The organism is Agrococcus sp. ARC_14 (assembly GCF_022436485.1).
Classification (GTDB): Bacteria; Actinomycetota; Actinomycetes; order Actinomycetales; family Microbacteriaceae; genus Agrococcus.
This window is the reverse complement of sequence record NZ_JAKUDO010000001.1, coordinates 598,812-625,170: the sequence shown is the minus strand read 5'-3', so window position 1 is coordinate 625,170 and position 26,359 is coordinate 598,812. Positions and strand designations below refer to the sequence as shown.

The following is a 26,359-nucleotide window of genomic DNA, read 5'->3' as shown; positions in this document are numbered from 1 at the left end:
TGCTCGTCCCATCGACACCTTTCGATGTGAGGAGCCCATCGTGGCCGAACTTCCCGTGATCGTCATCGGCGCCGGCCCGCAGGGCCTCGCCGCAGCAGCGCATCTGCTGGAGCGAGGGCTCGAGCCGCTGGTGCTCGAGCGCGGAGAGATCGCCGGCGCCGCCGTCGCCGAGTGGGGTCACGTGCGCCTGTTCTCCGCCTGGGACGAGCTCGTCGACAGCGCGAGCCGCCGACGGCTGGAGGCGACCGGCCACCCGATCCCGAGCAGCGGCTACCCCAAGGCCTCCGCCTGGGTGCGCGACTACCTCCATCCCCTCGCTGCGGCCCTCGGCGATCGCGTTCGCACCCGCCACGAGGTCACCGGCATCACCCGCCTGGGTCGCGACAAGGTGATCGACAGCGGCCGTGCCGAGCAGCCGTTCGCCGTCAGGGTCGTCGATGCCGAAGGCAACGAGCAGCGACTGCTGGCACGCGCCGTGCTCGACGCCTCGGGCACCTGGAGCACGCCGGGCCCCGCCGGCTCTGACGGCCTCCCGGCGATGGGCGAGATCACCGCGGCGGCCAGGGTCGACTACCGGATCCCGGCGGATGTGTCGGAGCTCGCGGGCAGGCACGTCGCGGTCGTCGGGGCCGGGCACTCCGCCGTGCACACCGTCCTGCGGCTGGCAGAGCTCGCAGACCGGGCGCCCGGCACGCGCGTGACGTGGTTGCTCCGCCGCGGCAGCGCCACCGCTGCGCTCGGCGGCGGAGAGGCCGACGCCCTGCCGCACCGCGCGGCGCTCGGCGTCCGCGCGGGCAGGGCGATCGAGCGCGGCGCGGTGGAGGTCGTCACGGGGTTCCGCGTGACGGAGATCCGCGATGGCCGGGAGGGCATCGAGATCCTGGCCGATGACGGCCGTGCGGTCGGCCCGGTGGATCGGCTGTTCGCGCTCACGGGCTTCCGCCCAGATCTCTCGATCCTCACCGAGCTGCGCGTCGCGATCGACCCGTCGCTCGACTCGGTGGCGGCGCTCGCGGCCGAGATCGATCCCAACGTGCACTCGTGCGGCACCGTCGCCGCGACCGGGGTGGCCGAGCTCGCCCAGCCCGAGCCGGACTTCTTCGTCATCGGGGCGAAGAGCTATGGGCGTGCCCCCACCTTCCTCGCGCTCACGGGCTATGAGCAGGTCCGCAGCGTGGTCGCCCACCTCGCAGGCGACCATGCCGCGGCGGCACGGAACGAGCTCGTGCTCCCGGCGACCGGCGTGTGCGGCGGCAGCGGCAGCTTCGATGACGCGGGCGGCTGCTGCGCGGCTCCTGCGACGCCGCAGCAGGTGACGATCGCGAGTCGTCCCTAGCCGGTCCTACGGGGCGCTGAAGTACGCCTCGGCGAAGGGGCGGCCGAGCAGCTCGAGGTAGAGCGGCGACTTCGCCAGGTCGGCGAAGTGCCTGCGCATGGCCTCCGCTGCGGCATCGGCATCGCCGAGCCGCAGCGCATCCAGGATCGCCCGGTGCGCCTCGAGATCCCAGTCCTCCATCGCGCCGCGGCGCACCGACGCTGCGCCCGTGAGCAGCGCGACCTTGTTCATCGGGTGCAGCATCAGGGCGAGCGCCGGCTGGTGCGTCGCGTGCAGGATGCCGGCGTGGAACGCCGCGTGCGCCTGGTGCGCCGCGACGTCGTCCCCTGCCCTGATCGCGCCCATGAGCGCCTGCTCGTGGGCGGCCAGCGCATCCCAGTCGTCCTGCGTGCCCGACTCGGCCGCGAGCCGCGCGAGCATCGTCTCGATCGTGATGCGCGCATCCATCACATCACCGACCGTGACCGTCGAGCGCGCCAGCAGCGCGACCATGGCGCTGGCCAGGGCGGCGTCGCTGGGCTCGGCGACGATGGTGCCCCTCCCCTGCCGCACGGTCAGCAGCCCGCGGGCGACGAGCGCGCGCACGGCGTCGCGCAGCACCGTGCGACTGACGCCCAGCGCCTCGCTGAGCTCGGGCTCGGGCGGCAGCAGGGTGCCCGTGGCGAGCTCGCCGCTCAGGATCTGCTGCTCGAGCACGGCACGCACCCGATCGCTCTTCAGATCGCCGACCGCGCTCGCCGCGCCCGACCACGCATCGCGCACCGCCGAGCTGACCGTCATGGGGCTCTCCTTCTCGATGCGGCGATCCATCGTATCGACGCGCTGCGGATGCCGAGGCTGCTGCACCGCCGTCGCGGCGGTGCAGCAGCACGGGGCGTCAGGCTTCGATCGTCTCCTGCTGGCGCGAGAGCACGTGGCCGGCGATGAAACCGCCGATCACGCACAGCAGCATGATGATGCCGAGCAGCACCGGGATGACGACGACAGCACTGCCGACGACAAGGGCGAAGGCCCCGGCGATCGAGGGCACGAAGCCACCGATCATGCCGCCGATGTTGTACGAGACGGCGACGCCCGAATAGCGGTAGCGGGCAGGGAACAGCTCGGACAGCATCGTGCCGAGGGGGCCGTAGGGGATGCCGAGCATGCCGATGCCGATCGCGATCGCGGCGATCACCAGCACCTCGACGCCCGAGCCCAGCATGAAGGCGATGGGCACGACGAGCACGACCGCGAGGATGCCGCCGTAGGCGACGGTCTTCCAGGCGCCCCAGCGATCGCCGAGCCTCGCGCCGATGTAGATGCCGACGGCTTCGAGCACCGCACCGATCATCGTGGCGGTGAGCAGCTGCCACGGCTCCATGCCGAGCTCCCCGGTGCCGAAGCTCACCGCGTAGGTGGTCATGAGGAAGAAGCCGCCGGAGGCGAACAGCACCGTGGCGATGACGATCAGCACCCTGCCGCCCGCGTGGCGGAAGACCTCGACGAGCGGCAGCGGCTTGCGGTGCTCCTGCGCGATCTTCTCGGCGACCTGCACCTGCACGACATCGGTGAACACCGGCGACTCCTCGACGCGCAGGCGCATGTAGAGCGCGACGGCCAGGAAGACGAACGAGAGCAGGAACGGGATGCGCCAGCCCCAGGCGAGCAGCTGATCGTGGGGCAGCAGCGTCACGGCTGCGACGACACCCGACGACACGAGGGTGCCGACCGGCGAGCCGTACTGCGGCATCGCGCCGTAGAACGCGCGCTGCTTGGCCGGGGCGTGCTCGACCGCGAGCAGCACCGCGCCGCTCCACTCGCCGCCGAGCGAGAGGCCCTGGATGAAGCGCAGCGCGGTGAGGATGATGGGAGCCGCGAAGCCGATGGCGTCGAAGGTCGGCAGCAGGCCGATGATTCCGGTGGAGAGACCGATCACCAGCAACGTGATGATGAGCGTCTTCTTGCGGCCGATGCGGTCACCGAGGTGGCCGAAGATGACCGCGCCCACCGGGCGGGCGACGAAGCCGATGCCGAAGCTCAGCAGGGCGAGCACGGTGCCGACGGCCGGGTCGAAGCTCGGGAAGAAGAGCTCGTCGAACACGAGCGCGGCGAGCAGTCCGTAGATGAAGTAGTCGTACCACTCCATCGCGGTGCCCATGAAGGAGGTCATCGCGACACGGCGCAGGCGCTTGACGTTCGCCTGGGCCGCGGACGGGGAACTGGGTGCTGTGCTGGTTGCCATAGGGTGCATCTCCGAGGGGACGGGCAGGGGTGCCACGGGTTCGGCTTCGTTGCCGTGGTGTAGATAGTACATATGATGTTTGTGACGCGCGCGTTTCGGGTCCAGAACGATCCTGTGGCCGACCGGACTGCGCATCCGTTCGAAGGAGCCAGCCGATGATCGTCGACCTGATCGTGCGGAACGCGCGCATCGACACCCGCGATGCCGAGCGGCCGGAGGCGAGCGCGCTTGCCGTGCTCGACGGCCGCGTGGTGGCGCTCGATGAGCAGCTCGACGGGCTCGAGGCCCGCGAGACGATCGACGCCGGCGGCCTGGCGCTGCTGCCGGGCTTCAACGACGTGCACGCGCACAGCGTCTGGTTCGGCACCACGCTGATGGACGCCGATCTCTCGGCCGTGACCTCGCTCGACGACATCTACCGCGTGATCGAGGCGCAGGCGCAGACGACGGAGGCGGGCGCGTGGGTTGTCGCCGCCGGCTACAACCCGGTGCTGCTCGGCAGCACCCACCCCGACCGCGACCGCCTCGACGCCGCGAGCGGCGGTCGCCCGGTCTGGATCAAGCACGCCTCGGGCCACTCCGGCCAGGCGAGCACCGCCGGGCTCGCGCTCGCGGGCGTCGACGACCGCGACGTGCCCGCCCTCGAGGGTGGCGTCATCCGCGTCGACGACGCCGGCAGGCCCACCGGCGTGCTCGAGGAGCGCGCGATGACGCTCGTGCAGGACATCCTGCTCCCCTACCCGCTGGCCACGATCGAACGCGCGCTCGCGCTCGCCACCGAGCACTACGCCCGCGAAGGGCTGACGAGCGTGACGGATGCGGGGGTCGCGGGCGGCTGGATCGGTCACGCCCCCGCAGAGCTGGCCGCCTACCAGTCGGCGCGGGATGCCGGCCTGCTGCGCACCCGCATGCAGGTGATGCCCGTGATGGACGCGCTGCAGGCGATCCCGGGGCACGCCGACGAGGCGGCGCGGCGCGGCTTCGGCGCCGGCATGCGCACCGGCTGGGGCGACGACTGGCTGCAGCTGGGCCCGGTGAAGGTGTTCACCGACGGCTCGATCCTCGGCCGCACCGCGCAGATGCGCGAGGACTACGAGGGCTGCCCCGGCTACCACGGCTACCTGCAGGACGATCCGGAGATCATGCGCACGCGCGTCCTCGAAGCGGCCGCGGCCGGCTGGTCGCTCGCGCTGCACGCCGTCGGCGACGCGGCCCTCGACTTCGCGCTCGACGCGATCGAGGAGGCCATTCGGGCGAACGGCACCCCGTCGGTGCCGAACCGCGTCGAGCACGGCATGGTCGTGCGACCCGACCAGCTCGAGCGGCTCGCGGCGCTGCAGGTCGCCTGCGTGGTGCAGCCGAGCTTCATCCCCTCCTTCGGCGAGGGCATCCGCGGCCCCGTCGGGCAGCAGCGCGGCGAGTGGTCGATCCGCGCGCGCAGCCAGCTCGACGCCGGCCTGCCGCTCGCCTTCTCCTCCGACCGCCCGGTGGCGCCCGGCGCTCCCCTGCTGGGCATCCAGTCGTTCGTCGAGCGGCGCAGCGAGGAGGGTCTCGACTACGGCGCGCACGAGCGCATCTCGGTGGATGAGGCGGTGCACGCCGCCACCGTCGGCTCGAGCGAGGTCACGGGTCAGCAGGCGCGCAAGGGCCGGCTGGCTCCCGGTCAGCTCGCCGACATGGTGCTGCTCGACGCCCACCCGCGCGAGGTCGCCGTGTCCGACATCCACGCGATCCCGGTGCGCGCCACGCTCGCAGGCGGCGCCTTCACGCATCGCGACGCCGACGTCGGGTAGCGCCCGACTCCCGCATCCCCCTCGCCATGAAAGGCATCCCATGACCGACACAACCGGCGACACCCGCCGCGTCGCACTCGTCACCGGCGGCACCTCGGGGCTCGGAGCAGCGATCGCCGTGCGCCTCCAGGCAGACGGCCTGCGCGTGGCGGTCACGGGCCGCAACGCGCCCCCTCCCGAGGTCGCCGCCTCGCTCGGCGATGCGCTCTTCGTGCCGGGCGACCTGACCGAGCCGGGCGCGCCCGACCGCATCGTGGGCGCGGTGATGGATGCCTTCGGCCGGCTCGACGTGCTCGTCAACAACGCGGGGCGCAGGCACGCGGGCCTCATCGTGGACACGCCGCCGGAGGAGCTCGCCGAGGTCTTCGCGCTGAACACGATCGCAGCGATGACGATGACGGCTGCGGCGGCGAGAGCGATGATCCCGCGACGGGAGGGCGGGATCATCAACATGCTCTCGAGGCTCGCGAGCTCTGGCGTGCCGACGCTGAGCGCCTACTCGGCGTCGAAGGGCGCGCTCGCCGCGCACACCCGCAGTGCCGCCGTCGAGCTCGCGCCCCACAACATCCGCGTCAATGCCGTCGCGCCCGGCATGGCGCGCACCCCGCTCATCGAGGACTGGCTGGGCGACCAGGCCGACCCAGAGCAGGCGCTGGCAGACACGCTGGGCGGCATCCCGCTCGGCAGGCTGGCGACGCCGGACGACGTGGCCGCGGCCGTCTCCTACCTCGCCTCCCCCGAGGCGGCGTATGTCACGGGCGCGAGCATCGCCGTCGACGGCGGCTACACGGCGCGGTAGGCGGGCAGCGGCCTAGGGTCGAGCGGTGCGCTGCTGCGCCCAGCGCTCTCGCGCCGCCCGCTCGTCGTCGTTCATCACGGCCAGCACCCGCACGCCCGACCCCGCCGGGACGTAGCCGCGGCGGCGGCGCTCGAGGCCGAGGATGTACCACCACGGCGGCACCCACGACCCCTTCGAGCGGTTGTGCGCCTTGCACAGTGCTTGGCCGTTGCTGACGACCGTGGGCCCGCCGCGCGACCAGGGGATGACGTGGTCGACCTCGACGGCCGGGTCGCCGCAGCGGCCCCAGGCGAGGAGCGCGCCCGCCTCGCAGCGTCGACCTGCTCGATCCATCACCGCGGTGCGGGCAGCGAACTTGAAGCCGCGCCACGGATCCCGGCGCGACGAGTTCGGCCCGCGACCCAGCATGGGAAACCGCATGACGATCACGACGAGCAGCAGCGGGATCAGCCACCACAGATGCGGCGTGATGACAGCGGCGAAGCCCTGCACGAGAGGGCCGGCGAGATCCATGACGCCATCATCTCCTGCGCCGCCGACACCGGGGCGCCAACAGCATGCTCACGTGCGCTTGTCGGCTCGGCCCCTCGCGGTCAGCTCGGGCTGGCCTCGTCCGCTCCGAAGTCGCGCGACCACCACTTCTTCGGTCGGATCACGAACGCGACGAAGCCCTCGCGCACCGGGTATGGCGTACCCGTGTACTGCTGCGAGAGCCGATCGACGATCGCCATGCCCTCGTCGCCGTCGATGCGCGCGACGACCTCGCCTCGCACCGTCGCCATGACGTACGCATCCTCGGGCGCCGTGATCGAGACGGCGACGCGCGGATCGCGGGTCACGTTGCGATCCTTGCGCGAGCCGGCGGTCGTGAAGAAGACCAGCTCCTCCTCGCCGTGCCGATCGATCCACAGCGGCACGACCTGGGGCGAGCCATCGGCCTCGAGCGTCGCGAGGTGGGCGACGCTCTGGGTCGAGAAGTGGTGGGCGATCTCGGTCCATGCCTGCATCGGATGCAGTCCTCCCGTTCGGCGTGCACGGGGCCGTGCGCGGCCACGCGTCGCCAGCGTATCGACGCCCGATGACGGCACGGCCGAGCCCAGCCAGGCAAGGCACCGGTTGCGTAGGGTCGAACCTGCATCCGCACCACGAGAGGGAGCTGCCGATGGCCTGGAGCACGCGTGAGCTCGCCGAGCTGGCAGGCACCACGGTGAACACCGTGCGGCACTACCACCGGCTAGGACTGCTCGAGGTGCCCGAACGCAGGGTCAACGGCTACAAGCAGTACGGCGTGAGCGACCTCGTGCGGCTGCTGCGCATCCGTCGCCTCGTCGACCTGGGTGTGCCGCTCTCGCAGATCGGCGAGATGCGCGACGGGGGCGACAGCACCGGCGACGCGCTGCGCGCCGTCGACGCCGAGCTCGCCGCACGCATCGAGCACCTGCAGCAGGCGCGCGCCGACATCGTGGCGATCCTCGAGGGCCGCGCGCCGGCCGACTCCCCGCGCGGGTTCGAGGCGGTCGCGTCGCAGCTGTCGGAGGCGGACTCCTCGATCATCCATCTCTACTCACAGCTCTACGATCGTGACGCGCTCGACGACCTGCGGCAGATGGTCGAAGACGACGTCGACGAGGACGCCGCATTCAACGCGCTCGCGCCCGACGCCGACGAGCAGGCCCGCTCGCTGATCGCCGAGCAGCTCGCGCCGCGGCTCGCGCAGCACTTCATCGACTACCCGTGGCTGCGCGACCCTGCCGCGCATCTGTCGAAGAGCGAGCACGTCACGCAGGCTACCTTCGTCGAGGCAGTGGTCGAGCTCTACAACCCTGCGCAGCTCGACGTGATGGTGCGAGCGAGCCTGCTCGCGCACGAACAGCTGGCGGCGCGTGAGGCGGACGCGCGAGACGAGCCGCCTGTGACCGACGACGGGGACGCATCCGCCGACGCTTGACCCTGTGCCAGGAACACGGTGCCTACTGGACACCATGACCACCGAACCGCAGGAGCCGACGCCCGGCGCCGAGCCCGACCCATCCGACCCCGCACCGCAGCAGCGAGAGCCGATGCTCGCGGAAGACCTCATGCTGCTGCTCTTCCAGCCTGATGCTGGCCTGCAGCAGGGCGTCGGCGCGATCGCCGGCGAGAACATCCTCTTCTACGTGCTCGGCGGTGCCGTGCTGACCGAGCTCGCGCTCGGCGGCCACGTGCGCACCGATGACGGCGCACGAGCCGCACGCGTCGAGACGACCGAGATCGCGCCGGCCGACCCCCTGCTGCGCTCGGCCTGGGACTACATCGCTCAGAAGCCGCGCGGCGTGCAGACGGTGCTGGCGGCGATCGGACCGACGCTGCGCACGCCGGTGCTCGCGCGCCTCATCGAGCGCGGCGACATCCGCGAGGGCACACGCAAGACGCTGGGCCTGTTCCAGACGACCGTGCTCGAGGGCGACGGCGGCGAGCGCCGTGCGACGCTCATGGCGCAGGTGCGCGCGGTGCTCGTCGACGGCGCGGAGCCGAGCCCGCGGATCGCGGCGCTCGCTGCACTGTTCTCGGGCAGCGGCACGATGCCGCAGTTCTACCGCGAGATCCCGTGGACCTCACCCGTGATCGCGCGCGCGAAGGAGCTCGAGCAGGGCGACTGGGGCGCGGGTGCTGCGGCGGCGGCCGTCGCCCGCACCATGACGGCGACGATCGTGAGCAATGTGGTCGTCGCGGCGGCGGTGCTGCCGCGCTCGTAGGGCTGGCGGCCGAGCGGGCGCGGCGGCGGCGGCTTCCGCGCTCGCTCGACCCGGGGCTCGAACCGCTCAGGCCTCGCCGCCCAGCTGCCCCGACATCCGCTCGCGCATCGACACCGACGCGGCGTTCAGCCCGCGCAGCTCGACGGTCTTCTCGAGCCGCCCATACTTCGTCTCGATCGCGTCGAGCGCCGCCACGGTGGAGGCATCCCAGATGTGAGAGCGCGAGAGGTCGATCACCACGTGGTCGGGGTCATCGGTGTACTCGAACTGGGTCGTGAGGTCGTTCGAGGAGGCGAAGAACAGCTCGCCCTCCACCGTGTAGTGCGCGACGGCGCCGTGTCCCTCGGCATCCGACTCCGCATCCGTCACCGAACGCGTCACCGACGCGAAGTGCGCCACCCGCCGCGCGAACAGCACCATGGCGACGAGGACACCGACGATCACGCCGATCGCGAGGTTGTGCGTGGCGACGACGACCACGACGGTCACGACCATCACGAGCGTCTCTGACACGGGCATCCGTCGCAGCGTCGAGGGGCGGATGCTGTGCCAATCGAAGGTGCCGACCGACACCATGATCATCACGGCCACGAGCGCCGCCATGGGGATGAGCCCGACGATGTCGCCGAGCGCCACGACGAGCACCAGCAGGAAGGCGCCGGCGAGGAAGGTCGAGATGCGCGAGCGGGCGCCGGAGGCCTTCACGTTGATCATGGTCTGGCCGATCATGGCGCAGCCGCCCATGCCGCCGAAGACGCCGGAGAGCACGTTTGCGACGCCCTGCGCCCACGATTCGCGCGTCTTGTCGCTGTGGGTGTCGGTGACGTCGTCGACGAGCTTGGCGGTCATGAGCGACTCCATCAGCCCGACGAGTGCCATCGCGATCGCGGTCGGCCCGATGATGCCGAGCGTCTCGAGCGTGAACGGCACGTCGGGGAAGAAGAGCGCGGGCAGGCTGGTGGGCAGCTGGCCCTGGTCGCCGACGTTCGGCACCTGCCAGCTGAACAGCAGCACCGCGCCCGTGATGAGCACGATCGCGAACAGCGGCGCCGGCACCACCTTCGTGAGCCTCGGCATGAGCACCAGGATCAGCAGCCCGACGACGACCAGGGGGTAGACGAGCCACGGCACGCCGACGAGCTGCGGGATCTGCGCCAGGAAGATGAGGATGGCGAGCGCATTGACGAAGCCGACCATGACGCTGCGAGGGATGAAGCGCATGAGCTTCGCCACGCCCAGCAGCCCCAGCACGATCTGCAGCAGTCCCGCGAGCAGCACGGTGGCGATGAAGTAGTCGAAGCCGTGCTCGCGCATGATCGGCGCGATGACGAGTGCGACCGCGCCGGTGGCGGCGGTGATCATGGCAGGGCGACCGCCGAGGAAGGCGATCGACATCGCCATGACGGCCGAGGAGAACAGGCCGACGGCCGGGTCGACGCCGGCGATGATCGAGAACGAGATGGCCTCGGGGATGAGCGCGAGCGCCACGACGAGGCCTGCGAGGGCTTCGCGTGTGAGCAGGCGCGGGCTCTTGAAGACGGTGAGGACGGATGGGTTGTCGCGGTAGCGAGTGCGCTCGCGGGTGGCGATGGTCATGGGACTCCTTGGAGGATCGCGCGGCATGCCGCTGCGGGGAAGTGTGGGGCGCGTCGTCGCGCGGTGCACATCCAGCTGACAGGCGAGAATGGATGGCGTGGTCGCGAGTGCGACCGGCACGACTCTACCCTAACGTGACGGTAGAGTTGAGGCAGGACTGTGGAATGGCGGGAGCGATCATGCACATCGGCGAGCTGGCGGAGCGCACCGGTCTGTCGCTGCGCACGCTGCGGCACTGGGACGAGGTCGGCCTCGTGCACGCATCCGGTCGCACCGAGGGCGGCTTCCGGCTCTACACCGGTGACGACGAGCAGCGGGTGCGGCTGATCATGCGCATGAAGCCGCTCGGCTTCTCGCTCGAGGAGATGGGCGAGCTCGCGCGAGCGCTCGATGTCTCACCCGAGGCGCCGCTGGATGGCATGGCTGCGGACCGCGCCGACTACTTCCGCACGGAATCGCACGAGCGCCGCGAGAAGCTCGCCGGACAGCTCGCGGCGGCGGACGAGTTCCTGCGGCGCATCGAGCCGGGCACCGCCGACGCAGGCTCGTAGGTCAAGCGACTCTGGCGTCGCAGACCGGGCGACCGCAGGCCGGGTGACCGCAGGCTCATGGGCCGAGCGAGCGCGGCCTCAGAAGGGCAGGTCGACCCGCTGGGCACCAGCGACGACTGCACCCCATGCCGGCTCGGGCGCAGCTTCGGGTGCACGCTCACCGAACACGGGCCCCACCTGCGGCGGCTGGTCGATGTAGACCTCGCCCGTCGGTGAGGTGAAGGCGAGCACGCCGGGCGTGACCTGCTCCACCTTCCACCGGCGAGCGCCGGAGAGCTGCGCGCCCTTGAGCACGTGGTGCCGGCGGCAGAGGTGGGCGAGGTTGCCGTGCTCGGTCTTGCCCTCCGCGGCCCAGGGGACGGTGTGATCGATGTCGCACCGCACCGCCTTCGCGGTGCAGCCGGGCCATCTGCAGTGCTGATCGCGCGCTCTGAGCAGTGCCCGCAGCCGGCGCGACGGCTTGTAGCTGTCGACGGCGACCACGTGCCCGCGCAGCGGGTCGGTGAACAGCCGCGTCCACAGCTTCGTGCGGCCGGCGAGCAGCCTGGCGGTCTCAGGATCGATCGGTGCGCCGTTCGACAGCCGCGCCACCGCGTCGTCACCCGTCTGCTGGTCGTCGCCGAGCAGCACGTTGGTCGGGATCACCACCGAGACGAGCGCCGTGATGCCCGCGATCGCCGCGCCATTCGGGTCGGCCGTCAGCAGCAGATCGGCGAACAGGTCGGCACGCAGCTCGGCGAACGACCGCGGGTCGTCGGCACCTGTCGCTCGCGCCATCTGCGTGAGCCGGTCGACGATGCCGTGGGCGAGCACCGTCGGCAGCAGCCCCCGCACCATGCTCATGCCGTGGTCGAGGTCGGTCACCGTCACATCGCGCTGCGTGCGCGCCTCTGCATGCCGGGCCGCGAGCGGCTCGGTCAGGTACTGCTCGAGCTCGCGTCGGGCGAGCATCCGCAGCCGACCGGGCGTGGTCTGCTCGGCCTGCGGGATAAGCGCCGCCTCAAAGGCGGCCCGCTCTGCCGCATCTCGCAGCGGCGCTCCGATGTCTTCGATCACGCGCACGTGGCCGCGGTGGATGCTCGCCCGACCCCAGGCGGCGATCGTGGCAGGCCAGCGCTCCATCTGCAGCATCGACTGCGTCAGCTCGCCCTCGACCGTGCGGTCGGAGCGCCGCTGCAGCAGCCCGATCTCGCACGCGTCATCCCGCAGCCCGACCGCCGGATCCAGCCGCTCGGCGAGTGCATCGTCGATCGCCACATGACCGATGCCGGCCAGCAGCTGCGTGCGCATCGCCTGCAGGGATGCGATCGCCGCATCGACCTCCACCAGCGCGCGGATCGCGGTCTCCGCGACCGCACGGGCCGTCACCGGCGCGGGAGCCGCCTCCGGCTCGGTCGACTCGAGCGCGGCTGCGAGCTCTGCCGGCCGCGGCCCACGCAGCCACTCCGGGCCGCTCTCCGCGCCCGGCTGCTGCACCGCATCCGTCGACATGCATGCAGTGAACCAGGTGCCGCCCACACGCGAAGGCGCGTGAGCGGCGCCTGTGGAGAACGTCGATTCGGCCGGCCGACGCGAAGCGATCAGCGCGGCCCTTGGCCGATCCGCTGCAGCAAAGCGGGCCGTCAGCCGTGGGCCAACCGGGTCAGTGTGGCGACGGTCACGATCCGGTAACACCTATTGACCGGTCAATTGCATGAATGTACGGTCATTGCATGTCGACGCCACGCTACCTGCAGATCAGAGCCAACCTCGAGGCCCAGATCGCCTCGGGCGAGCTCGCGCCCGGCGCGAAGCTGCCAACCGAAGCGGAGTTGCAGGAACAGCATGGGGTGAGCCGCTCCGTCGCTCAACGCGTGCTCAATGAGCTCGCGCTCGCCGGCCTCGTCACACGACGGAAGCGTGTCGGGACGCATGTCGCTGAGGGGGCCCGACAGATCAACGTCATGCGGTCCGTCGATCCGCGCATCGGCGCGACGGAGATTCCCGGGCGGATGCGGGTCGTGTCCGCCTCGGTGATGCCGGCGGGCAAGGCCCACGCCGAGCTGCCCGGCGTCGACACGAACGAACCGGTGATCGAACTCATCCGCGTGCGTCACGACGTGCAGACCGACGAGCCGTTGGTCGTCGAGATCGCCGTGCTCCCGTTCCGGCTCACGCCGGAGCTGCTCGACGAAGCGCTTGAGGACGTCTCCGTGCGGCAGTACTTCGCCGACCAAGGCGTGGCGATCGCGCGTTCGCGAATGTACTTCGACCCGGTTCTGCTGGAAGGGCCGATCGCGTCTCTGCTCGACATCGAGCCAGGCATCTGTGTCTTGAAGCGCCGCCGCATGATGTGGCAGTCAGACGGCCGCATTGCGGAGTCTGCTGCCTACTATCTGCGGCCCGGCGCAATGGAGTTCTACATCGAGTACTCGGACCCCGAGAGCCAGCCGAGTTGATCTTGCCCGCTCGAAGTCGCACGAACCACCAACTGATTCAGACCCCATGGAGGAACTCAATGAAGCGTAAATTCGCAGGGGCCATCGCAGGACTCGCCCTCGTCGGCCTGCTTGGCGGATGTGCCAATCCATCGATAGACGGAGCGAGTGGCCCTGCCGCAGAGGACGACATCGTCGCTGCGGTGCAGACGGTGGAGGAGATCGCCGCGATGGTGCCCGCCGAATATCGCGAGCGTGGCGGATTCACCATCTCCATCAATGCCGACGTGGAACCCATCAAATTCGTTGACGACGAAGGCAACATCGCAGGCTTCAATCCTGACCTCTTGCGCGCCGCCGCGCGCGTGCTCGACCTCCAGCCGGAGTTCCAGGAGGGCACGTTCGACGCGATGGTGCCGGGCCTCGAAGCGCAGCGATTCGACGCGATCGCATCGGTCGCCGACTTCGTCGAACGCCAGACGCACATCGACTTCATCGACTACCTGCACAACGGCACCGGCATCATCACGAGCACAACGTTCGAAGCCGAGGAGATCACGCTGGAAGATCTCTGCGGCCTCAGTGTGGGCTTCGCGCGCGGCACGTCGCAGCAGGTGAGCCTCGAGACGGTCTCCGCCGACTGCGAGACAGCGGGTGAGCCGGCGATCTCGGTGAACGGATACAACGACTCCGCCGCCGGCATCCTCTCGGTGCAGAGCGGTGAAGCCGATGCATTCTGGGGCGACTACCCCCAGGTCGCATACAACGCGCAAGTCAACCCGGATGCGTTCCAGGTTGTCTATGAGGAACACACGAGCATCCTCGGCATCGGCATCCACAAGGACAACCCAGAGTTGCGGGACGCCCTGCAGGCCGCGCTGCTCCATCTCGTTGAGGACGGCACCTACGACGCCCTGCTCCAACGGTGGGGCCTCCAGGAGCTGGCGCTGCCCGAGATGGCCATCAACAGCGACATCTCCATCGAGCGCTGATCGTGAGCTCCACTCCAACGACGCTCGGGCTTCGGTTGGACGCCCGCTCGCCGCAGTCTCTCGCCAGCTTGCCGATCAAGCCGCGAGTCGGCATCGGGCACTGGGTGACCGTCGTGCTCGCCGTCTACATCGGAGTCGTCCTCGTCGAGCTGTTCGTGTTCAACGCGAACTGGAACTGGGACTTGGTTTTCGCCTATCTCTTCAGCCAGGTGGTGCTGACAGGGCTCCTGAACACGATCGTTCTGACCGTCCTCACCACGGCTCTCGGGCTAGTCCTCGGCGTGCTCACCGCCTGGTGCCGAATGTCCGACCTCGTCGTGCTCAGAACCTTTGCTGTGCTCTACATCTGGCTCATGCGGGCCATGCCCCCGCTCGTGATGCTGCTCCTGGTGTTCTTCTGGGGCGCCCTGGTGCCGACCTTCGGCATCGGCATACCGTTCGGGCCGAGCATCTTCGAGGTGCCGACGAACGAGCTCGTCTCGAGATTCAGCGCCGCCATCATCGGCCTCGCGATCTATCTGGGCGCCTACTCTGCGGAGATCATCCGTGGCGGAGTGCTTGCGCTGCACTCGGGCCAGTTTGAGGCGTGCAAGGCGCTGGGACTGCCGCCGGTGCTCGCCTACCAGAAGATCCTCGGGCCTCAGCTGATCCGAGTCATCACCCCGTCGATGGCGAACGAGGTCATCACCATCTTCAAGAGCACATCCCTGGTCTCCGTGATCGGCTACACAGAGCTGCTGACGACGGTGCAGACGATCTATGCCCGCAACTTCGAGACGATCCCTCTGCTCACCGTCGCGGTGATCTGGTACCTCGTCCTCACCAGCCTCGCCATGGTCGGGCAGTCCCAGCTCGAGAAGCACTTTGGTCGCGGCTACATCCGCCGCACCCCCGCCAAAGCGAAGAAGAACCAGCCTGCCACCGCCACAGGAGCCAACAATGCCGTCCTCTGACTCCGAGCCGCTCCTCCGACTGCTGCATGTCAGCAAGCACTTTGGTGAGCTGAAGGCCGTCGACGACGTGAGTCTCGACATCGAAGCCGGATCGGTCACCTGCATCGTCGGGCCCTCCGGCTCCGGCAAGAGCACGCTGTTGCGAACGATCAACATGATGGAGGCGCTCGATGGCGGCGCGATCTTCCTTAAAGGAGCGATGATCGGCCACGAGATCAAAGGCGGTCACCGTGTGCCAGTCAGCGGATCGGTCGCACGGCGGCAGACGCTGAACTTCGGCATGGTCTTCCAGCACTTCAACCTCTTCCCCAACTACACGGCGCTCGAGAACGTCGCCATCGGGCCGATGCTCGTCCGGCGGGCGGGGAAGAAGGACGCGCATGCGGCTGCGCGCCGGCATCTGGACCAAGTGGGCCTTGGCGACCGTGCGGACCACTACCCGAGCGAGCTGTCCGGTGGCCAGCAGCAGCGAGTCGCGATCGCGAGGGCCCTGGCAATGGAGCCACAGATCCTTCTCTTCGATGAGCCGACGAGCGCGCTCGATCCCGAGCTGGTCAACGAGGTGCTGACGGTCATGCGTGGGCTGGCAGACGCTGGATCCACGATGCTCGTCGTCACTCACGAGATGCGATTCGCGGAAGAGGTCGCAGACGAGATCGTGATGATGGACGCCGGCCGCGTGATCGAGACAGGCGCCCCGTCGGACCTGCTGCACAACCCCACCACGCCCCGTGCGAGGAAGTTCTTCGCTTCCGTTGGAACCCTGTAGGAGTCACCGGATGTCAAGCAGAAGTAGTTTCATCGTCGTGGGCGCGGGCGTCATCGGCTGCTCACTGGCGGACGAGCTCAGCCGGCGTGGGCACGCGGTAGCGCTGATCGACGCCGGCGAGGCCGCCTCAGGCACCAGCGCGGCGACGTTCGCCTGGATCAACGCGAACAGCAAGTCGCCGGACGAGTACCGCCAACTCAACTATCTCGGCCTGCAGGCCCACGAGCGGGCAAGCGCGCTGGGTGCCCGCTGGTTCCACCAGACAGGAATGCTGCAAGTCGCGGCCTCTGGCGACGAAGCATCCCAACTGGAGCGCAACGTCAGCAACGCTGCGTTGCCTGCGTACGGCGCCAGGATGCTGACGCGAAGCGAGGTGCTCGAACTGGAGCCCGGAATTGACCCCGACGTCGTGGTCGCAGGGGCCGTCTACCCGCGCGAAGGCTGGCTTGACGTGCCGACGATGTGCGCCAGCCTGCTGGAACACTCAATTGCACGAGGTGCCCAGTACTTCCCGTTCGAGAAAGTCGTCGGGCTCGACGGCAGCATCGTGCGCACCGTCGCCGCCGACGGCACCGAACGCTCCCACACGGCGAACGCCGTCATCATCGCTGCGGGCAACGGCACACCCTCCATCGCCCGTTCAGCCGGCCTCGATTTCCCTCTGATCGATCCGGAAGGAAACGCAGACGCCGCTGGAAGCCCTGGGGCCTCCGTCGGCATCATCAGCAGCACCGGACCAGTTGCCTTCGGACCCCGGCATTTCGTGAGGGCAACCGGCATCGCCGTGCGCCCTGCCCGCAACGGCGGCGTGACCTTCGCGGATCATCCGACCGGCGGAATGTGGGGGATCAACGATCCAGAAATCTGGTCCGTACCGAACCTGCTGCTTGAGCGGGTTCGACGCCTGTATCCGTCGCTCCGCGAGGCGTCGACCGAGTCAGTGAGTCTCGGCAAACGAGTCCTCCCTGAGGACGGGCTCACGATCGCCGACTGGATCGATCCCGCGAATCGGATCTACGCGATCGGTACCCACAGCGGGGTCACTCTCTCTGCGCACTTGGCCACGGTCGTGGCCGACGAAGTAACAGGCGGAGGTCGGCACGAGTCGTTGGAGCGCTTCGCATTGCATCGCTTCAACTCGGCGGCGACGCACGGAGTGAAGGCCCCAGCGCGGTAGCGGCGGATGCATGCCGCGGGAGGCGAAAGCCGGCGCTGACTCAGCTTCCTCCCGGATCAGCTTGAAGTGCGCCCGGATCGCCTGCTCGGCCGTCAAGTGCCACTCCGTGCCGATCTCGTGCCCCTCGAACGGGCAACCGCCATCGGCCAGTTTCCGCAGGAAGCCACGGATCTGCTTGCCCTTGCGGCTCGCGCGACAGCTCTCGCTGCCTGAGCCTGCGGGCGTGCGCGCTCTCCAACCCCGACGACGAGCTGCGCGCCGAGGGCACCGGCGGCGTGCTGCTCGAGCCTGGGCACGACCGCGACATCAGCGCCCGCCGCACTGCGCGCTGAGACGCACCCGCCGCGGCACCGCTGCTTGGAGCGCGTCGGGCCTAGCCGTCAGTCCTGGCAGCCCTGCGCGACGCCAGTACCAGTCGTTCGACGAGGTCATCCGGGATGGGCTTCTTCGGCGAGAAGGTGATGCCGGTCTTGGTCGCCTTCAGACCGGCCGCCGCGATCGCATCGGCATGCTCGGCGATGGCGCCCGCGAGCAGGTACAGCCCGCACTGCTTGCTGAACGCCGCGTAGCTCGCGACGACCGAGCCGTCGATGCTGAACCCCGGCATGCCGTAGGCGACGATCTCCTCCGCCTCCGGCAGTGCGCGGGCCAGCAGCACACGCAGACGCTCGAGCGAGGGCCGGAAGGCCTGGGGAGCCGCAGCGATGTAGGCGTCGTGGTCGGCGATCGTCGTCATCAGCTGCAGCCGATTCCTCGCGCGGCCACGTTCAAGCCTTCTTGAAGTGCGCCCGGATCCGCTCCGCCTGCTCGGGCGTCAGGTGCCACTCGGTGCCGATCTCGTGCCCCTCGAACGGGCCACCGCCATCGGCGGGGTTCCGCAGGAAGCCACGGATCTGCTTGCCCTTGCGGTCCATGCCCAGCTCGCGCGACAGCTCTACCGGCGTGATCGTCTCGTCCATGCTGCGAGGCTATCGGCCCCACCACCAGCAGTGTTACCGCCCGTGACGCTGACCCCGTGCGCATGTCGTGGTCGCGTCACTAGCGTGGCCGCACACCATCCAGCGCAGCCCTGCCGCCAGCCTCGCCCGATCTCTCCGGGCGTGCGCTGCCGCGGTGATCCGGCGTGCAACCGAGAGGACGCCCGCATGACCGACACCGACCAGGCTGCGCCACCGCGCCGCCCCACGCCGCTCGCCGGCAAGCGGCGCGTGCTCGCCTCCGCCTTCGTCGGCACCACCATCGAGTGGTACGACTTCTATCTCTACGGCACGGCATCCGCCCTCATCTTCAGCACCCAGTTCTTCCCGCAGGGCAGCGCGCTTGCGGGCACGGTCGCCTCCTTCGCCACCCTCGCGGTCGGCATCGTGGTGCGGCCGCTGGGCGGCATCATCGCCGGGCACCTGGGCGACCGGATTGGCCGCAAGTCGCTGCTGGTCGCCTCGCTGCTGCTGATGGGTGTGGCGACCGCGATCATCGGCCTGCTGCCGACCTTCGCCACGATCGGCTGGTGGGCGGTCGTCGCGCTCGTGCTGCTGCGCGTGCTGCAGGGGCTCTCGGCCGGCGCCGAGTGGGGCGGCTCCGCGCTGCTGAGCGTCGAGCACTCCCCCGCCAGGCACCGCGGGCTGTTCGGCTCGTTCACGCAGGTGGGCTCGTCGGCCGGCATGCTGCTGGCCACCGGCGCCTTCTTCATCGTGCAGGCCACCCTGACCGACGAGCAGTTCGCCGACTTCGGCTGGCGCATCCCGTTCCTCGCCTCCGCCGCGCTCGTCGGCGTGGGGCTGTGGATCCGACTGGGGGTCGAGGATGCGCCGGAGTTCGTCGAGCACCGCGCCTCGGGCGGCGTGCCGCGCGCACCCCTCGCCGAGCTGCTGCGCCACCACCGGCGGCCGCTGCTGATCACGATCGGTCTGCGGCTGGGGCAGAACGCCATCTACTTCCTCGTCACCGTCTACATGCTCAGCTACCTCAGCGACGTGCGCGGCGACACCACTGCCGGCGTCACGGCGGTGATGATCGCCTCCGCCATCGGCCTGGTCTCCACCCCGCTGTGGAGCTGGCTCTCCGACCGCATCGGCAGGCGCATCGTCTCGATCGGCGGCTACCTCGCGATCGGCGTCTTCGGCTGGGTGCTCTTCGCCTTCCTCGACACCGGGCCGCTGGCGCTGCTGCCGCTCATCGTGATCCTGGGCGTCAACCTCGCGCACGACTCGGTCTACGGCCCGCAGGCTGCGTGGTTCGCAGAGCAGTTCCCGGTGCAGGTGCGGTACTCGGGTGTGAGCCTCGGCTACCAGGTCGGCTCGGTGCTGGGCGGCGGGCTGATGCCGATGATCGCCGCGCTGCTGTTCGCGGCCGGCGGCAACTCGCCGTGGCTGATCGCCGGCTACCTGTCGGTGCTCGCCGCACTCTCGGTGGTCGCCGCCCTGCTCGCCAAGGATCCCGCGCGCGACCGACCCGGCATCGAGCTGGCAGACCTGCATGACGCGCCCACGCGCATCCGCACCGATGACATAGATGAGCCCGACGGCACCACCACCGATGCCGACACCGACCACGGCAACCGCGGCTCACAGCCCGAACTCGCGCTCGCCGCCACCACGCCCGAGAGGACCACCCGATGACACGCCCCCTGCTGCTCAGCGCCTTCGACATGATCGTTCCCAACCACCAGTCGCCCGGGCTCTGGCGGCACCCCGAGTCGCAGGCGACCCGCTTCGACGAGCTCGGCTACTGGACGGCCCTCGCCCGCACCCTCGAGGAGGGCGGCTTCTCGGCGCTCTTCCTCGCCGACATCCCCGGCGTCTACGACGTCTACGGCGACGGCATCGAGGCGACCGCGCGCGGCGGCGTGCAGTACCCGGTGCTCGATCCGCTGGTGGCGGTGCCCGCGATGGCGGCGGTCACCGAGCGGCTCGGCTTCGGCGTCACCGCCTCGGTCACCTACGAGTCGCCCTACCTGCTGGCACGCACGCTCTCGACGCTCGACCACTTCACGGGCGGCCGGGTGGCGTGGAACATCGTCACCTCCTATCAGGATTCCGCGGCCCGCAACCTCGGCTACGAGCGGCAGCTGCCCCACGACGTGCGCTACGACCGCGCCGACGAGTACATGGACGTCATGTACAAGCTCTTCGAGGGCTCGTTCGAGGCGGATGCGGTGGTGAACGACGCAGACAGGGGCGTCTACCTCGACCCCGAGCGGGTGCATCCGATCGAGCACCGCGGCGAGTGGTTCTCGGTGCCCGGGCACGCGCTCGCGCACCCGGGGCCGCAGGGCACGCCGTTCCTGTTCCAGGCCGGTGCCTCGAAGCGCGGGCAGGACTTCTCGCTCGACCACGCCGAGGCGATCTTCTTCTCGGGCAGCACGCCGCAGCTCGTGCGCCGCTGGGTCGACGGCGTGCGGAATGGGCTCGTGGAGCGCGGCAGGGCGGCGGATGCGGTGCGCATCCTGTCGCTCGCGACGATCGTCGTCGCCGACACGGATGAGGAGGCCGAGGCGCGACTGGCGACCTACCGCGACCACGTCGACATCGAGGGCGCGCTCGCGCTCTTCGGCGGCTGGACCGGCGTCGACCTCTCAGGGCTGGACCCGGATGCGACGCTCGAGCACGTGCAGACGGAGGCGAACCACTCGGCGCTCGCGTCGTTCACGACGCTGTCGCCCGATCGCACCTGGACGGTGCGCGACCTGGCCGAGTTCGTCGCGATCGGCGGCCGGGGTCCCGTGATCGTGGGCTCGCCCGCGACGGTGGTCGACGAGCTGGAGCGCTGGCGCGAGGAGTCGGGTGTCGACGGCTTCAACATCGCGGCGGCGGTGCGACCGGCCGACTTCGAGCGCTTCGCCGCGCTCGTGACGCCCGAGCTGCGGCGGCGCGGGCTGCTGCCAGAGGCATCGGCGCTGCCCGCTGGTGCGACGCTGCGCGAGGCGCTCAGCGGCGCCGGCCCGCAGCTGCCGGCCGACCACAAGGGTGCGGGGTTCCGGCGGGCGGGGGTGGCTGTCTGACGCAGCGGTTGAGGCGTCCCAGGAGATCGCTCGCAGCCGTCGATCGACTGCGGCTAAGGCGCGGCGCCACGGAGCGCCAACCACAGCGTGGCGCGATCGTCGGGGTCGTCAAGATCGAGAGCGAGGATGCGCTCCGCGCGACGCAGCCGCGTCGCCAGCGTCTGCCGGTGCACGCCGAGATCGGCCGCCGCGGACTCGATGCGACCGTTGCGGCGCAGGAACGCTGTCAGTGCGCGCTCGAGCTCGACCGAATGCGCTGCGTCGACTTCAGAGAGACGACCCCGGATCACCGTCAGCAGGCTATTGGCCTGGTCGTGGTCGACGATCGCAGCGGTCCGTTGCGCGGGCAGGAGTGCTGCCGCATCGAGACGCGGGGCTGATGCGCGTGCAGCCGCTCGCGAGGCGAGGACGGCCTCTGACTTCGCGGTGAGGAATCCCCGGACGTCGACGACGCCGCTGACCCCCACGCTCCAACGCGCCGGTGGTGTCCAGCGCAGGTCGAGTGCGTCAGCAGGGAGCAGCGCGACGACCCCGTCATCGCTGACGGCCGCAGCGATCATGCCGGGGAGGTGCGGTGGCGCCGTGGGCCTAGCCGCTCCGCCGCTCTGCGGCTGCTCGACGAGCACGGCCAGGACGAAGTCGGTGCTCCGGCCGAGCAGCCATCGCAGCAGCGCGTCGCGCAGCCCTTCGGAATCCGTCTTCCAGACCTGGGCGAGCGCGCTCGACCGCAGACCGGCGAGGCGCTCCTCCGTTGCGGCCCGACTCCGCGCCCCGAGCTCGGCGATCGCCATCGACGAGCCGATGAACATCGACTCCAGCGCCGAGAATCGCTCCCTGCGCGCGATCAATCCGACGCCCTCTGCGCCAGGCTCTGCGAATCGCGCAGCGTGCACGTACCAGCCCGACGCCGCCACGATCGCAGCCGTCTGCTCGCCTTCGAGCAGTCGCTGCACTTGGGCACGCAGGAGCTCGGGGGCGAACGGCGCGCCTTCGCCCGGCTGCCCTGCCAGCGGGGCGGTCACCCGCAGTCGCTCGAACCTGTCCTCCGCCGGCAGGTACACCGCGGCGTCTGCTTCTAGTTGGTCCGCGAGCCGCTCCACGATTCCCGCCGCGCTCATCGGCGACAGGGCGAACCCTGCGAACTCGCTCTGCTGTCGCAGCATTGCCTCGGACCGGCGAGCCTGCTCCTGCAGGTCACGATCCGACACGAATCGAGAGATGCCGATGAACGGCACGTCGAACGGCACCTCGAGCAACGGGATGCCGTGCCGTTCGCTCTCCCGGATCCACGCGGCAGGCACCGCATCGCTCGTCACGCCAACGCCGAACCCCAGCCCGGCGACACCGCGGCGCGCCAGCCGCTCGCAGAGCTCGGCGACGTCGCTGTCGTCACGTCGGCCCAGGTCGACGGTGAGCAGGAACTCGCCGCCGGTCAGCCACGGGGTCGGGTCATTGGTCTCGAAGACATGCACCCAGTGCACGGGAGCGCTCAGACCGGAATGACCTGCGACACAGGTGAGCCCCACCACCGACTCCACGAGGTCGGCCACCGTGACACGCATGTGCACCCCCTGCAGCCCAGGCCTAACGGACTCGACATGGCCGTGAATGCACACGTCGGTGTTCGACAGGAGCGACACTACGGCAGGTCACGATCCGCACGCACAATCGGGGAATGGACCAGCCCAGCACAGACACCGCCCGCAGAGCCTTCGAGCTGATCGGCGCGCCCTACGATGGCGCCTCGACACTCGGCTTCCCCGGCTCCCGGTACGCCCCAGCGCGCATCCGCGAGGCATTGGAATGGATCACGATGCGCGTCGAGGACGGCCAGGTGTACTCGCTGGAGACTGGCGAGCTACACGCCGCGCCCGTCATCGAGGACGGCGGAGATGCATCCATCGTGGCGCACGACCTCGAGACCACCCTGGAGCGCACCGCTGCGCGGATCTCCGACGCGGTGCACGCCGGTCACGTGCCGATTCTGCTCGGCGGCGACGACTGCCTGTTGTACGCGGGCACCAAGGGGCTGCACGACGCGGTCGACGGGTCGGTCGCGATCGTGCACTTCGACGCTCACCTCGACGTGATGGATGAGAACGAGCAGCAGGGCAGGCACAGCCAGTCCAGCGGTATGCGGCGATCGCTCGAGCTGGCTCGGACGAGTCGCGACCACAGCATCCAGGTGGGCCTGCGTCATTTCAACTTCCCGTCGTCGAGACGCTATGTGGTCGAGGAGGGTCCCGCGCAGATCACGGCACGAGCATTCGATCGCATGGGCACAGATGCGGCAGTCGACCGGATCCTGGCGAGGATCGATGGCGCAGATCACGTGCACTGCAGCTTCGACATCGACGCAATCGACCTCGCCTTCGCACCGGGCTGCGGCGGCTACGAGCCTGGCGGGCTCACCTCCCGGCAGGCGCTCGACGTGATCACCGCCATCGCACCCCACTGCGACTCGTTCGCCGTCACAGAGGTCAACCCCTTGAAGGATCACCAGGACATGACCTCGAACCTGGCGGCGTACCTGGTCTACTACTTCGCCTTCTACGGCCAGGAACAGCCGGCGCCCCGGCACTGACCACCATCGAGAGAGCAGCCACACCATGACGACGCACTCCACCGGCCCCGAGACGCAACAGTCGGAACTCCTAGAGACGGGCACCGTCAACGTGATCCGCAAACCCGAGCTGGGCCGAGCGGTGCGCGGGACCTTCGTCGGTAACGTGATGGAGTGGTACGACGTCGGTGCGTTCGGCTACTTGATCGTCACACTCGGCCCGATCTTCCTGCCGGACGCCGACCCGTCCACGCAGGTCATCTTCCTGCTCGGCACCTTCGCGGCGACCTACCTGTTCCGTCCGCTCGGCGGCATGTTCTTCGGATGGCTGGGCGACCGCATCGGGCGCAAGCGCGTGCTGTTCCTGACACTGACCCTCGTTGCCGCGGCGACCTTCCTCATCGGGCTGCTGCCCGATTACGGGATGATCGGTGTCTCCGCTCCCGTGCTGCTGGTGCTGCTGAAGGTGCTGCAAGGCTTCTCGGCAGGCGGCGAGTTCACGGGTGCTCTCACCTATATCACGGAGTCCTCGCCAGACCGCAAGCGAGGCTTCTACGCGGCATTCCTCGACGGCGGCAGCTATCTCGGCTTCGCGCTTGGTGCGGTGCTCGTCACCGCGCTGCAGGTGGGCTTCGGGCAGCAGGCGCTTGAAGATGGGTTATGGCGCGTGCCGTTCCTGCTGGCGGGCCCGTTGGCGGTCGTCGCGATCTACATCCGCCTCAAGGTCACTGAGTCGCCGCAGTTCACCGCCGAGCTCGCCCTTGCCGGTGTCGGAGAGACGGGTCGCGAGCACCTGCGGGTGCGACCGCTGCGGTCGTTGGCCGAGAACTGGCGCGGCATCGTCATGGTGATCGTGCTGGTAGCCGCCGCGAACAGCGCCGGCTATGCCTTCACCTCGTACATGCCCACCTACCTTGCGACGGTCGAGCAGTACGACGCGGTGCAGAGCAACTTGCTGACGGTCCCGCTGCTCCTGCTCATGGCGTGCTCGATGCCATTCGTCGGCATGCTCTCTGACCGCATCGGTCGCAAGCCAGTGCTCTTCATCGCATCTGGCTGGGTCATCGTGCTGGGAATTCCCGCCTTCCTCCTCATCGGCAGCGGCTCGACCCTCGGGGTGCTGTTGGGACTCGCGCTCGTGGGCGCGCCCGTCGCGCTCTACATGGGCACCCTGGCGTCGACCTACCCGGCGCTGTTCCCGACCCGCTCGAGGAGCACGAGCCTGGGCTTCGCCTACAACATCTCGATCGCCGTGTTCGGCGGCACGGCGCCGCTGGTGATCGACAGCCTCATCCGGTGGAGCGGCGACGACCTCGCCGCCGCCTACTACCTGATCGGCATGTCGGTCGTCGGCATGCTTGCGGTGGTGTTCCTGGCCGAATCTGCCCGGAAGCCGCTGCTCGGGTCGGCGCCGAACGTCGAAACCGATCTCGAGGCGCAGGAGATCAACGAGTCAGGGCTCGCCGCGGATCGTTCGCCCTGAGTCGCGGACAGGCCCCGCCCGACCGCGCGGCGCACGCCAGACTGGGCGCATGCTCGATGTGCGCGATCTCGAATGCCTCGCGGTGCTGGCCGAGGAATTGCACTTCCATCGCGCCGCCCTCCGGCTCGGCATCGCACAGCCCGCCCTGTCGAAGCGAGTGCAGAAGATCGAGGCGGAGCTCGGCATCGAGCTGTTCGTCCGCGGCTCCGGCGGCGTCGCATTGACGACCGCCGGGCAAGAGCTCCTGGGGCACGCGCGTACGATGCTCGGCGGCTGGCGGGCGATGCAGCGCGCCGCCGAGCAGCTGCGCGCTGGGGCAAGGGGCGTCGTGCGCATCGGGGCGGTCGGCTCGGCGTTCTACGAGGCGCTGCCGCGCCTGCTCGCGCCAGTTCGAGCCGCGCTGCCTGACGTTGCACTTCAAGTCGATGAGCTCGAGACGCCCGAGCTGGTCGACGCATTGCGCGTGGGAGAGGTGCAGCTCGGCTTCGTACGGCCGCCGATCGCGAGCGGCTTCCGGGTCGAGCCAGTCTGGTCGGAGCAGTTCGTAGCCGCCGTGCCGGACACGAGCCCCCTGGCGCAGCATGAGACTGTCGCCGTGGCCGACCTCAGCGAGCACCCCGTCGTGCTCTTCCCAAGGTCGGCGGGCACCGGCTACTGGGATCGGGTTGCGGCGCTGTTCCAGGAAGCTGGCATCGAATTCGAGCCGATCGAGAGCGCCGCGCACGTGACGACGATCCTCGGGCAGGTGGCGCTCGGCATCGGCGTCAGCATCGTGCCGGCATCCGCCGAGCGGGTCGCGATTCCGGGCGTCTCTTACGTGCGGCTCGAGCATCCCATCTCGTTGCCGCTCGCGGTGGCGAGCAATCCGGGCATGGTGCCGCTCGCCGCCCGACGGGTCCTCGAGCACCTGCCAGGCGTACCGATCATTCGCTGACGCGCGCCGACTCAGAGGCGCCCGCTTGATTCCCAAA

Annotated in this window: 25 protein-coding genes; 16 read left to right on the top strand and 9 right to left on the bottom strand. The window is 69.7% G+C overall.

What is annotated here, in order from left to right; genetic code table 11:
* Positions 1-37: 37 nt before the first annotated feature.
* Positions 38-1,336, top strand: a complete 1,299-nt coding sequence (locus MKD51_RS03175) for an FAD-dependent oxidoreductase (RefSeq protein WP_240240809.1) — start codon at positions 38-40, stop codon at positions 1,334-1,336.
* 6 nt (positions 1,337-1,342) lie between these two features.
* On the opposite strand, the gene MKD51_RS03170 is transcribed toward MKD51_RS03175, so the two are convergent.
* On the bottom strand, positions 1,343-2,116 hold the full coding sequence (locus tag MKD51_RS03170) for an FCD domain-containing protein (RefSeq protein WP_240238073.1): 774 nt from the start codon (positions 2,114-2,116) through the stop codon (positions 1,343-1,345).
* A 97-nt stretch (positions 2,117-2,213) separates the two neighbouring features.
* Positions 2,214-3,560 (bottom strand): MFS transporter, encoded by a 1,347-nt coding sequence (locus MKD51_RS03165; protein ID WP_240238070.1) that lies wholly within the window; start codon positions 3,558-3,560, stop codon positions 2,214-2,216.
* Between the two features lie 155 nt (positions 3,561-3,715).
* Between MKD51_RS03165 and MKD51_RS03160 the strand changes: the two genes are divergently transcribed.
* A complete protein-coding gene (locus MKD51_RS03160) occupies positions 3,716-5,353 on the top strand; it encodes an amidohydrolase (protein ID WP_240238067.1) in 1,638 nt (545 codons plus the stop codon).
* Between the two features lie 40 nt (positions 5,354-5,393).
* A complete protein-coding gene (locus tag MKD51_RS03155; protein ID WP_240238064.1) occupies positions 5,394-6,152 on the top strand; it encodes a glucose 1-dehydrogenase in 759 nt (252 codons plus the stop codon).
* Positions 6,153-6,164: 12 nt separating this feature from the next.
* On the opposite strand, the gene MKD51_RS03150 is transcribed toward MKD51_RS03155, so the two are convergent.
* Together MKD51_RS03150 and MKD51_RS03145 are read right to left on the bottom strand one after the other, a co-directional pair.
* Positions 6,165-6,665 carry an HNH endonuclease signature motif containing protein gene (locus MKD51_RS03150; protein WP_240238063.1) on the bottom strand — a complete coding sequence of 167 codons (501 nt, stop codon included), beginning with the start codon at positions 6,663-6,665 and terminating at the stop codon, positions 6,165-6,167.
* 80 nt (positions 6,666-6,745) lie between these two features.
* Positions 6,746-7,159, bottom strand: a complete 414-nt coding sequence (locus MKD51_RS03145; protein WP_240238060.1) for a TIGR03618 family F420-dependent PPOX class oxidoreductase — start codon at positions 7,157-7,159, stop codon at positions 6,746-6,748.
* A gap of 155 nt (positions 7,160-7,314) precedes the next feature.
* Between MKD51_RS03145 and MKD51_RS03140 the strand changes: the two genes are divergently transcribed.
* Both MKD51_RS03140 and MKD51_RS03135 read left to right on the top strand, forming a co-directional pair.
* Positions 7,315-8,100 carry a MerR family transcriptional regulator gene (locus tag MKD51_RS03140; protein ID WP_240238050.1) on the top strand — a complete coding sequence of 262 codons (786 nt, stop codon included), beginning with the start codon at positions 7,315-7,317 and terminating at the stop codon, positions 8,098-8,100.
* 34 nt (positions 8,101-8,134) lie between these two features.
* A complete protein-coding gene (locus MKD51_RS03135; protein ID WP_240238048.1) occupies positions 8,135-8,887 on the top strand; it encodes a GPP34 family phosphoprotein in 753 nt (250 codons plus the stop codon).
* Between the two features lie 66 nt (positions 8,888-8,953).
* On the opposite strand, the gene MKD51_RS03130 is transcribed toward MKD51_RS03135, so the two are convergent.
* Positions 8,954-10,483: a SulP family inorganic anion transporter gene (locus tag MKD51_RS03130; protein ID WP_240238047.1), complete on the bottom strand. Its 1,530-nt coding sequence runs from the start codon at positions 10,481-10,483 to the stop codon at positions 8,954-8,956.
* Between the two features lie 164 nt (positions 10,484-10,647).
* Here MKD51_RS03130 and MKD51_RS03125 point away from each other — a divergent pair, with 164 nt between their 5' ends.
* Positions 10,648-11,034: a MerR family transcriptional regulator gene (locus MKD51_RS03125; protein WP_240238045.1), complete on the top strand. Its 387-nt coding sequence runs from the start codon at positions 10,648-10,650 to the stop codon at positions 11,032-11,034.
* A 78-nt stretch (positions 11,035-11,112) separates the two neighbouring features.
* Here the strand turns inward: MKD51_RS03125 and MKD51_RS03120 are convergent, their stop codons facing one another.
* On the bottom strand, positions 11,113-12,525 hold the full coding sequence (locus MKD51_RS03120) for an HNH endonuclease signature motif containing protein (RefSeq protein WP_240238043.1): 1,413 nt from the start codon (positions 12,523-12,525) through the stop codon (positions 11,113-11,115).
* Between the two features lie 221 nt (positions 12,526-12,746).
* Between MKD51_RS03120 and MKD51_RS03115 the strand changes: the two genes are divergently transcribed.
* From MKD51_RS03115 to MKD51_RS03095, 5 genes are all read left to right on the top strand, one after another.
* Positions 12,747-13,472 carry a GntR family transcriptional regulator gene (locus MKD51_RS03115; protein ID WP_240238041.1) on the top strand — a complete coding sequence of 242 codons (726 nt, stop codon included), beginning with the start codon at positions 12,747-12,749 and terminating at the stop codon, positions 13,470-13,472.
* Between the two features lie 59 nt (positions 13,473-13,531).
* The gene (locus MKD51_RS03110) at positions 13,532-14,443 is read left to right on the top strand and encodes an ABC transporter substrate-binding protein (protein WP_240238038.1); all 912 of its coding nucleotides are present in this window, start codon (positions 13,532-13,534) and stop codon (positions 14,441-14,443) included.
* A 68-nt stretch (positions 14,444-14,511) separates the two neighbouring features.
* Positions 14,512-15,396: an amino acid ABC transporter permease gene (locus tag MKD51_RS03105; protein ID WP_240238036.1), complete on the top strand. Its 885-nt coding sequence runs from the start codon at positions 14,512-14,514 to the stop codon at positions 15,394-15,396.
* Between the two features lie 67 nt (positions 15,397-15,463).
* A complete protein-coding gene (locus tag MKD51_RS03100; protein WP_240238034.1) occupies positions 15,464-16,165 on the top strand; it encodes an amino acid ABC transporter ATP-binding protein in 702 nt (233 codons plus the stop codon).
* Between the two features lie 10 nt (positions 16,166-16,175).
* Complete coding sequence (locus MKD51_RS03095; RefSeq protein ID WP_240238032.1) at positions 16,176-17,342, top strand: FAD-binding oxidoreductase; 1,167 nt, start codon at positions 16,176-16,178, stop codon at positions 17,340-17,342.
* 373 nt (positions 17,343-17,715) lie between these two features.
* Here MKD51_RS03095 and MKD51_RS03090 read toward each other — a convergent pair whose 3' ends face one another.
* Both MKD51_RS03090 and MKD51_RS03085 read right to left on the bottom strand, forming a co-directional pair.
* Positions 17,716-18,078: a DUF1801 domain-containing protein gene (locus MKD51_RS03090; RefSeq protein ID WP_240238030.1), complete on the bottom strand. Its 363-nt coding sequence runs from the start codon at positions 18,076-18,078 to the stop codon at positions 17,716-17,718.
* Between the two features lie 31 nt (positions 18,079-18,109).
* Positions 18,110-18,301 (bottom strand): hypothetical protein, encoded by a 192-nt coding sequence (locus tag MKD51_RS03085; RefSeq protein WP_240238028.1) that lies wholly within the window; start codon positions 18,299-18,301, stop codon positions 18,110-18,112.
* Positions 18,302-18,487: 186 nt separating this feature from the next.
* On the opposite strand from MKD51_RS03085, the gene MKD51_RS03080 reads away from it, so the two are divergent.
* On the top strand, positions 18,488-19,960 hold the full coding sequence (locus MKD51_RS03080) for an MFS transporter (RefSeq protein WP_240238026.1): 1,473 nt from the start codon (positions 18,488-18,490) through the stop codon (positions 19,958-19,960).
* Positions 19,957-21,342, top strand: a complete 1,386-nt coding sequence (locus tag MKD51_RS03075) for an LLM class flavin-dependent oxidoreductase (RefSeq protein ID WP_240238024.1) — start codon at positions 19,957-19,959, stop codon at positions 21,340-21,342. The genes MKD51_RS03080 and MKD51_RS03075 overlap by 4 nt, the downstream gene beginning before the upstream one ends.
* Before the next feature lie 53 nt (positions 21,343-21,395).
* On the opposite strand, the gene MKD51_RS03070 is transcribed toward MKD51_RS03075, so the two are convergent.
* Entirely contained in the window at positions 21,396-22,904 is a 1,509-nt protein-coding gene (locus tag MKD51_RS03070) for a PucR family transcriptional regulator (RefSeq protein WP_240238022.1), read from the bottom strand.
* A gap of 113 nt (positions 22,905-23,017) precedes the next feature.
* On the opposite strand from MKD51_RS03070, the gene MKD51_RS03065 reads away from it, so the two are divergent.
* The 3 genes from MKD51_RS03065 to MKD51_RS03055 are packed head-to-tail and all read left to right on the top strand — an operon-like array spanning position 23,018 to position 26,322.
* The gene (locus tag MKD51_RS03065; RefSeq protein WP_240238020.1) at positions 23,018-23,926 is read left to right on the top strand and encodes an arginase family protein; all 909 of its coding nucleotides are present in this window, start codon (positions 23,018-23,020) and stop codon (positions 23,924-23,926) included.
* Between the two features lie 25 nt (positions 23,927-23,951).
* Positions 23,952-25,388 carry an MFS transporter gene (locus tag MKD51_RS03060; RefSeq protein ID WP_240238018.1) on the top strand — a complete coding sequence of 479 codons (1,437 nt, stop codon included), beginning with the start codon at positions 23,952-23,954 and terminating at the stop codon, positions 25,386-25,388.
* Positions 25,389-25,437: 49 nt separating this feature from the next.
* A complete protein-coding gene (locus MKD51_RS03055; RefSeq protein ID WP_240238016.1) occupies positions 25,438-26,322 on the top strand; it encodes a LysR family transcriptional regulator in 885 nt (294 codons plus the stop codon).
* Positions 26,323-26,359 lie beyond the last annotated feature (37 nt).

Excerpts from the sequence above, each read along its gene's own strand:
- MKD51_RS03130 (WP_240238047.1), bottom strand. The coding sequence starts at position 10,483 with ATGACCATCGCCACCCGCGAGCGCACTCGCTACCGCGACAACCCATCC.
- MKD51_RS03090 (WP_240238030.1), bottom strand. The coding sequence starts at position 18,078 with ATGACGACGATCGCCGACCACGACGCCTACATCGCTGCGGCTCCCCAG.
- MKD51_RS03085 (WP_240238028.1), bottom strand. The coding sequence starts at position 18,301 with ATGGACGAGACGATCACGCCGGTAGAGCTGTCGCGCGAGCTGGGCATG.
- MKD51_RS03080 (WP_240238026.1), top strand. The coding sequence starts at position 18,488 with ATGACCGACACCGACCAGGCTGCGCCACCGCGCCGCCCCACGCCGCTC.
- MKD51_RS03095 (WP_240238032.1), top strand. The coding sequence starts at position 16,176 with ATGTCAAGCAGAAGTAGTTTCATCGTCGTGGGCGCGGGCGTCATCGGC.
- MKD51_RS03145 (WP_240238060.1), bottom strand. The coding sequence starts at position 7,159 with ATGCAGGCATGGACCGAGATCGCCCACCACTTCTCGACCCAGAGCGTC.
- MKD51_RS03165 (WP_240238070.1), bottom strand. The coding sequence starts at position 3,560 with ATGGCAACCAGCACAGCACCCAGTTCCCCGTCCGCGGCCCAGGCGAAC.
- MKD51_RS03140 (WP_240238050.1), top strand. The coding sequence starts at position 7,315 with ATGGCCTGGAGCACGCGTGAGCTCGCCGAGCTGGCAGGCACCACGGTG.
- MKD51_RS03160 (WP_240238067.1), top strand. The coding sequence starts at position 3,716 with ATGATCGTCGACCTGATCGTGCGGAACGCGCGCATCGACACCCGCGAT.
- MKD51_RS03075 (WP_240238024.1), top strand. The coding sequence starts at position 19,957 with ATGACACGCCCCCTGCTGCTCAGCGCCTTCGACATGATCGTTCCCAAC.
- MKD51_RS03070 (WP_240238022.1), bottom strand. The coding sequence starts at position 22,904 with ATGCGTGTCACGGTGGCCGACCTCGTGGAGTCGGTGGTGGGGCTCACC.
- MKD51_RS03120 (WP_240238043.1), bottom strand. The coding sequence starts at position 12,525 with ATGTCGACGGATGCGGTGCAGCAGCCGGGCGCGGAGAGCGGCCCGGAG.
- MKD51_RS03055 (WP_240238016.1), top strand. The coding sequence starts at position 25,438 with ATGCTCGATGTGCGCGATCTCGAATGCCTCGCGGTGCTGGCCGAGGAA.
- MKD51_RS03155 (WP_240238064.1), top strand. The coding sequence starts at position 5,394 with ATGACCGACACAACCGGCGACACCCGCCGCGTCGCACTCGTCACCGGC.
- MKD51_RS03150 (WP_240238063.1), bottom strand. The coding sequence starts at position 6,665 with ATGGATCTCGCCGGCCCTCTCGTGCAGGGCTTCGCCGCTGTCATCACG.
- MKD51_RS03065 (WP_240238020.1), top strand. The coding sequence starts at position 23,018 with ATGGACCAGCCCAGCACAGACACCGCCCGCAGAGCCTTCGAGCTGATC.
- MKD51_RS03110 (WP_240238038.1), top strand. The coding sequence starts at position 13,532 with ATGAAGCGTAAATTCGCAGGGGCCATCGCAGGACTCGCCCTCGTCGGC.
- MKD51_RS03135 (WP_240238048.1), top strand. The coding sequence starts at position 8,135 with ATGACCACCGAACCGCAGGAGCCGACGCCCGGCGCCGAGCCCGACCCA.
- MKD51_RS03060 (WP_240238018.1), top strand. The coding sequence starts at position 23,952 with ATGACGACGCACTCCACCGGCCCCGAGACGCAACAGTCGGAACTCCTA.
- MKD51_RS03125 (WP_240238045.1), top strand. The coding sequence starts at position 10,648 with ATGGCGGGAGCGATCATGCACATCGGCGAGCTGGCGGAGCGCACCGGT.
- MKD51_RS03170 (WP_240238073.1), bottom strand. The coding sequence starts at position 2,116 with ATGACGGTCAGCTCGGCGGTGCGCGATGCGTGGTCGGGCGCGGCGAGC.
- MKD51_RS03115 (WP_240238041.1), top strand. The coding sequence starts at position 12,747 with ATGTCGACGCCACGCTACCTGCAGATCAGAGCCAACCTCGAGGCCCAG.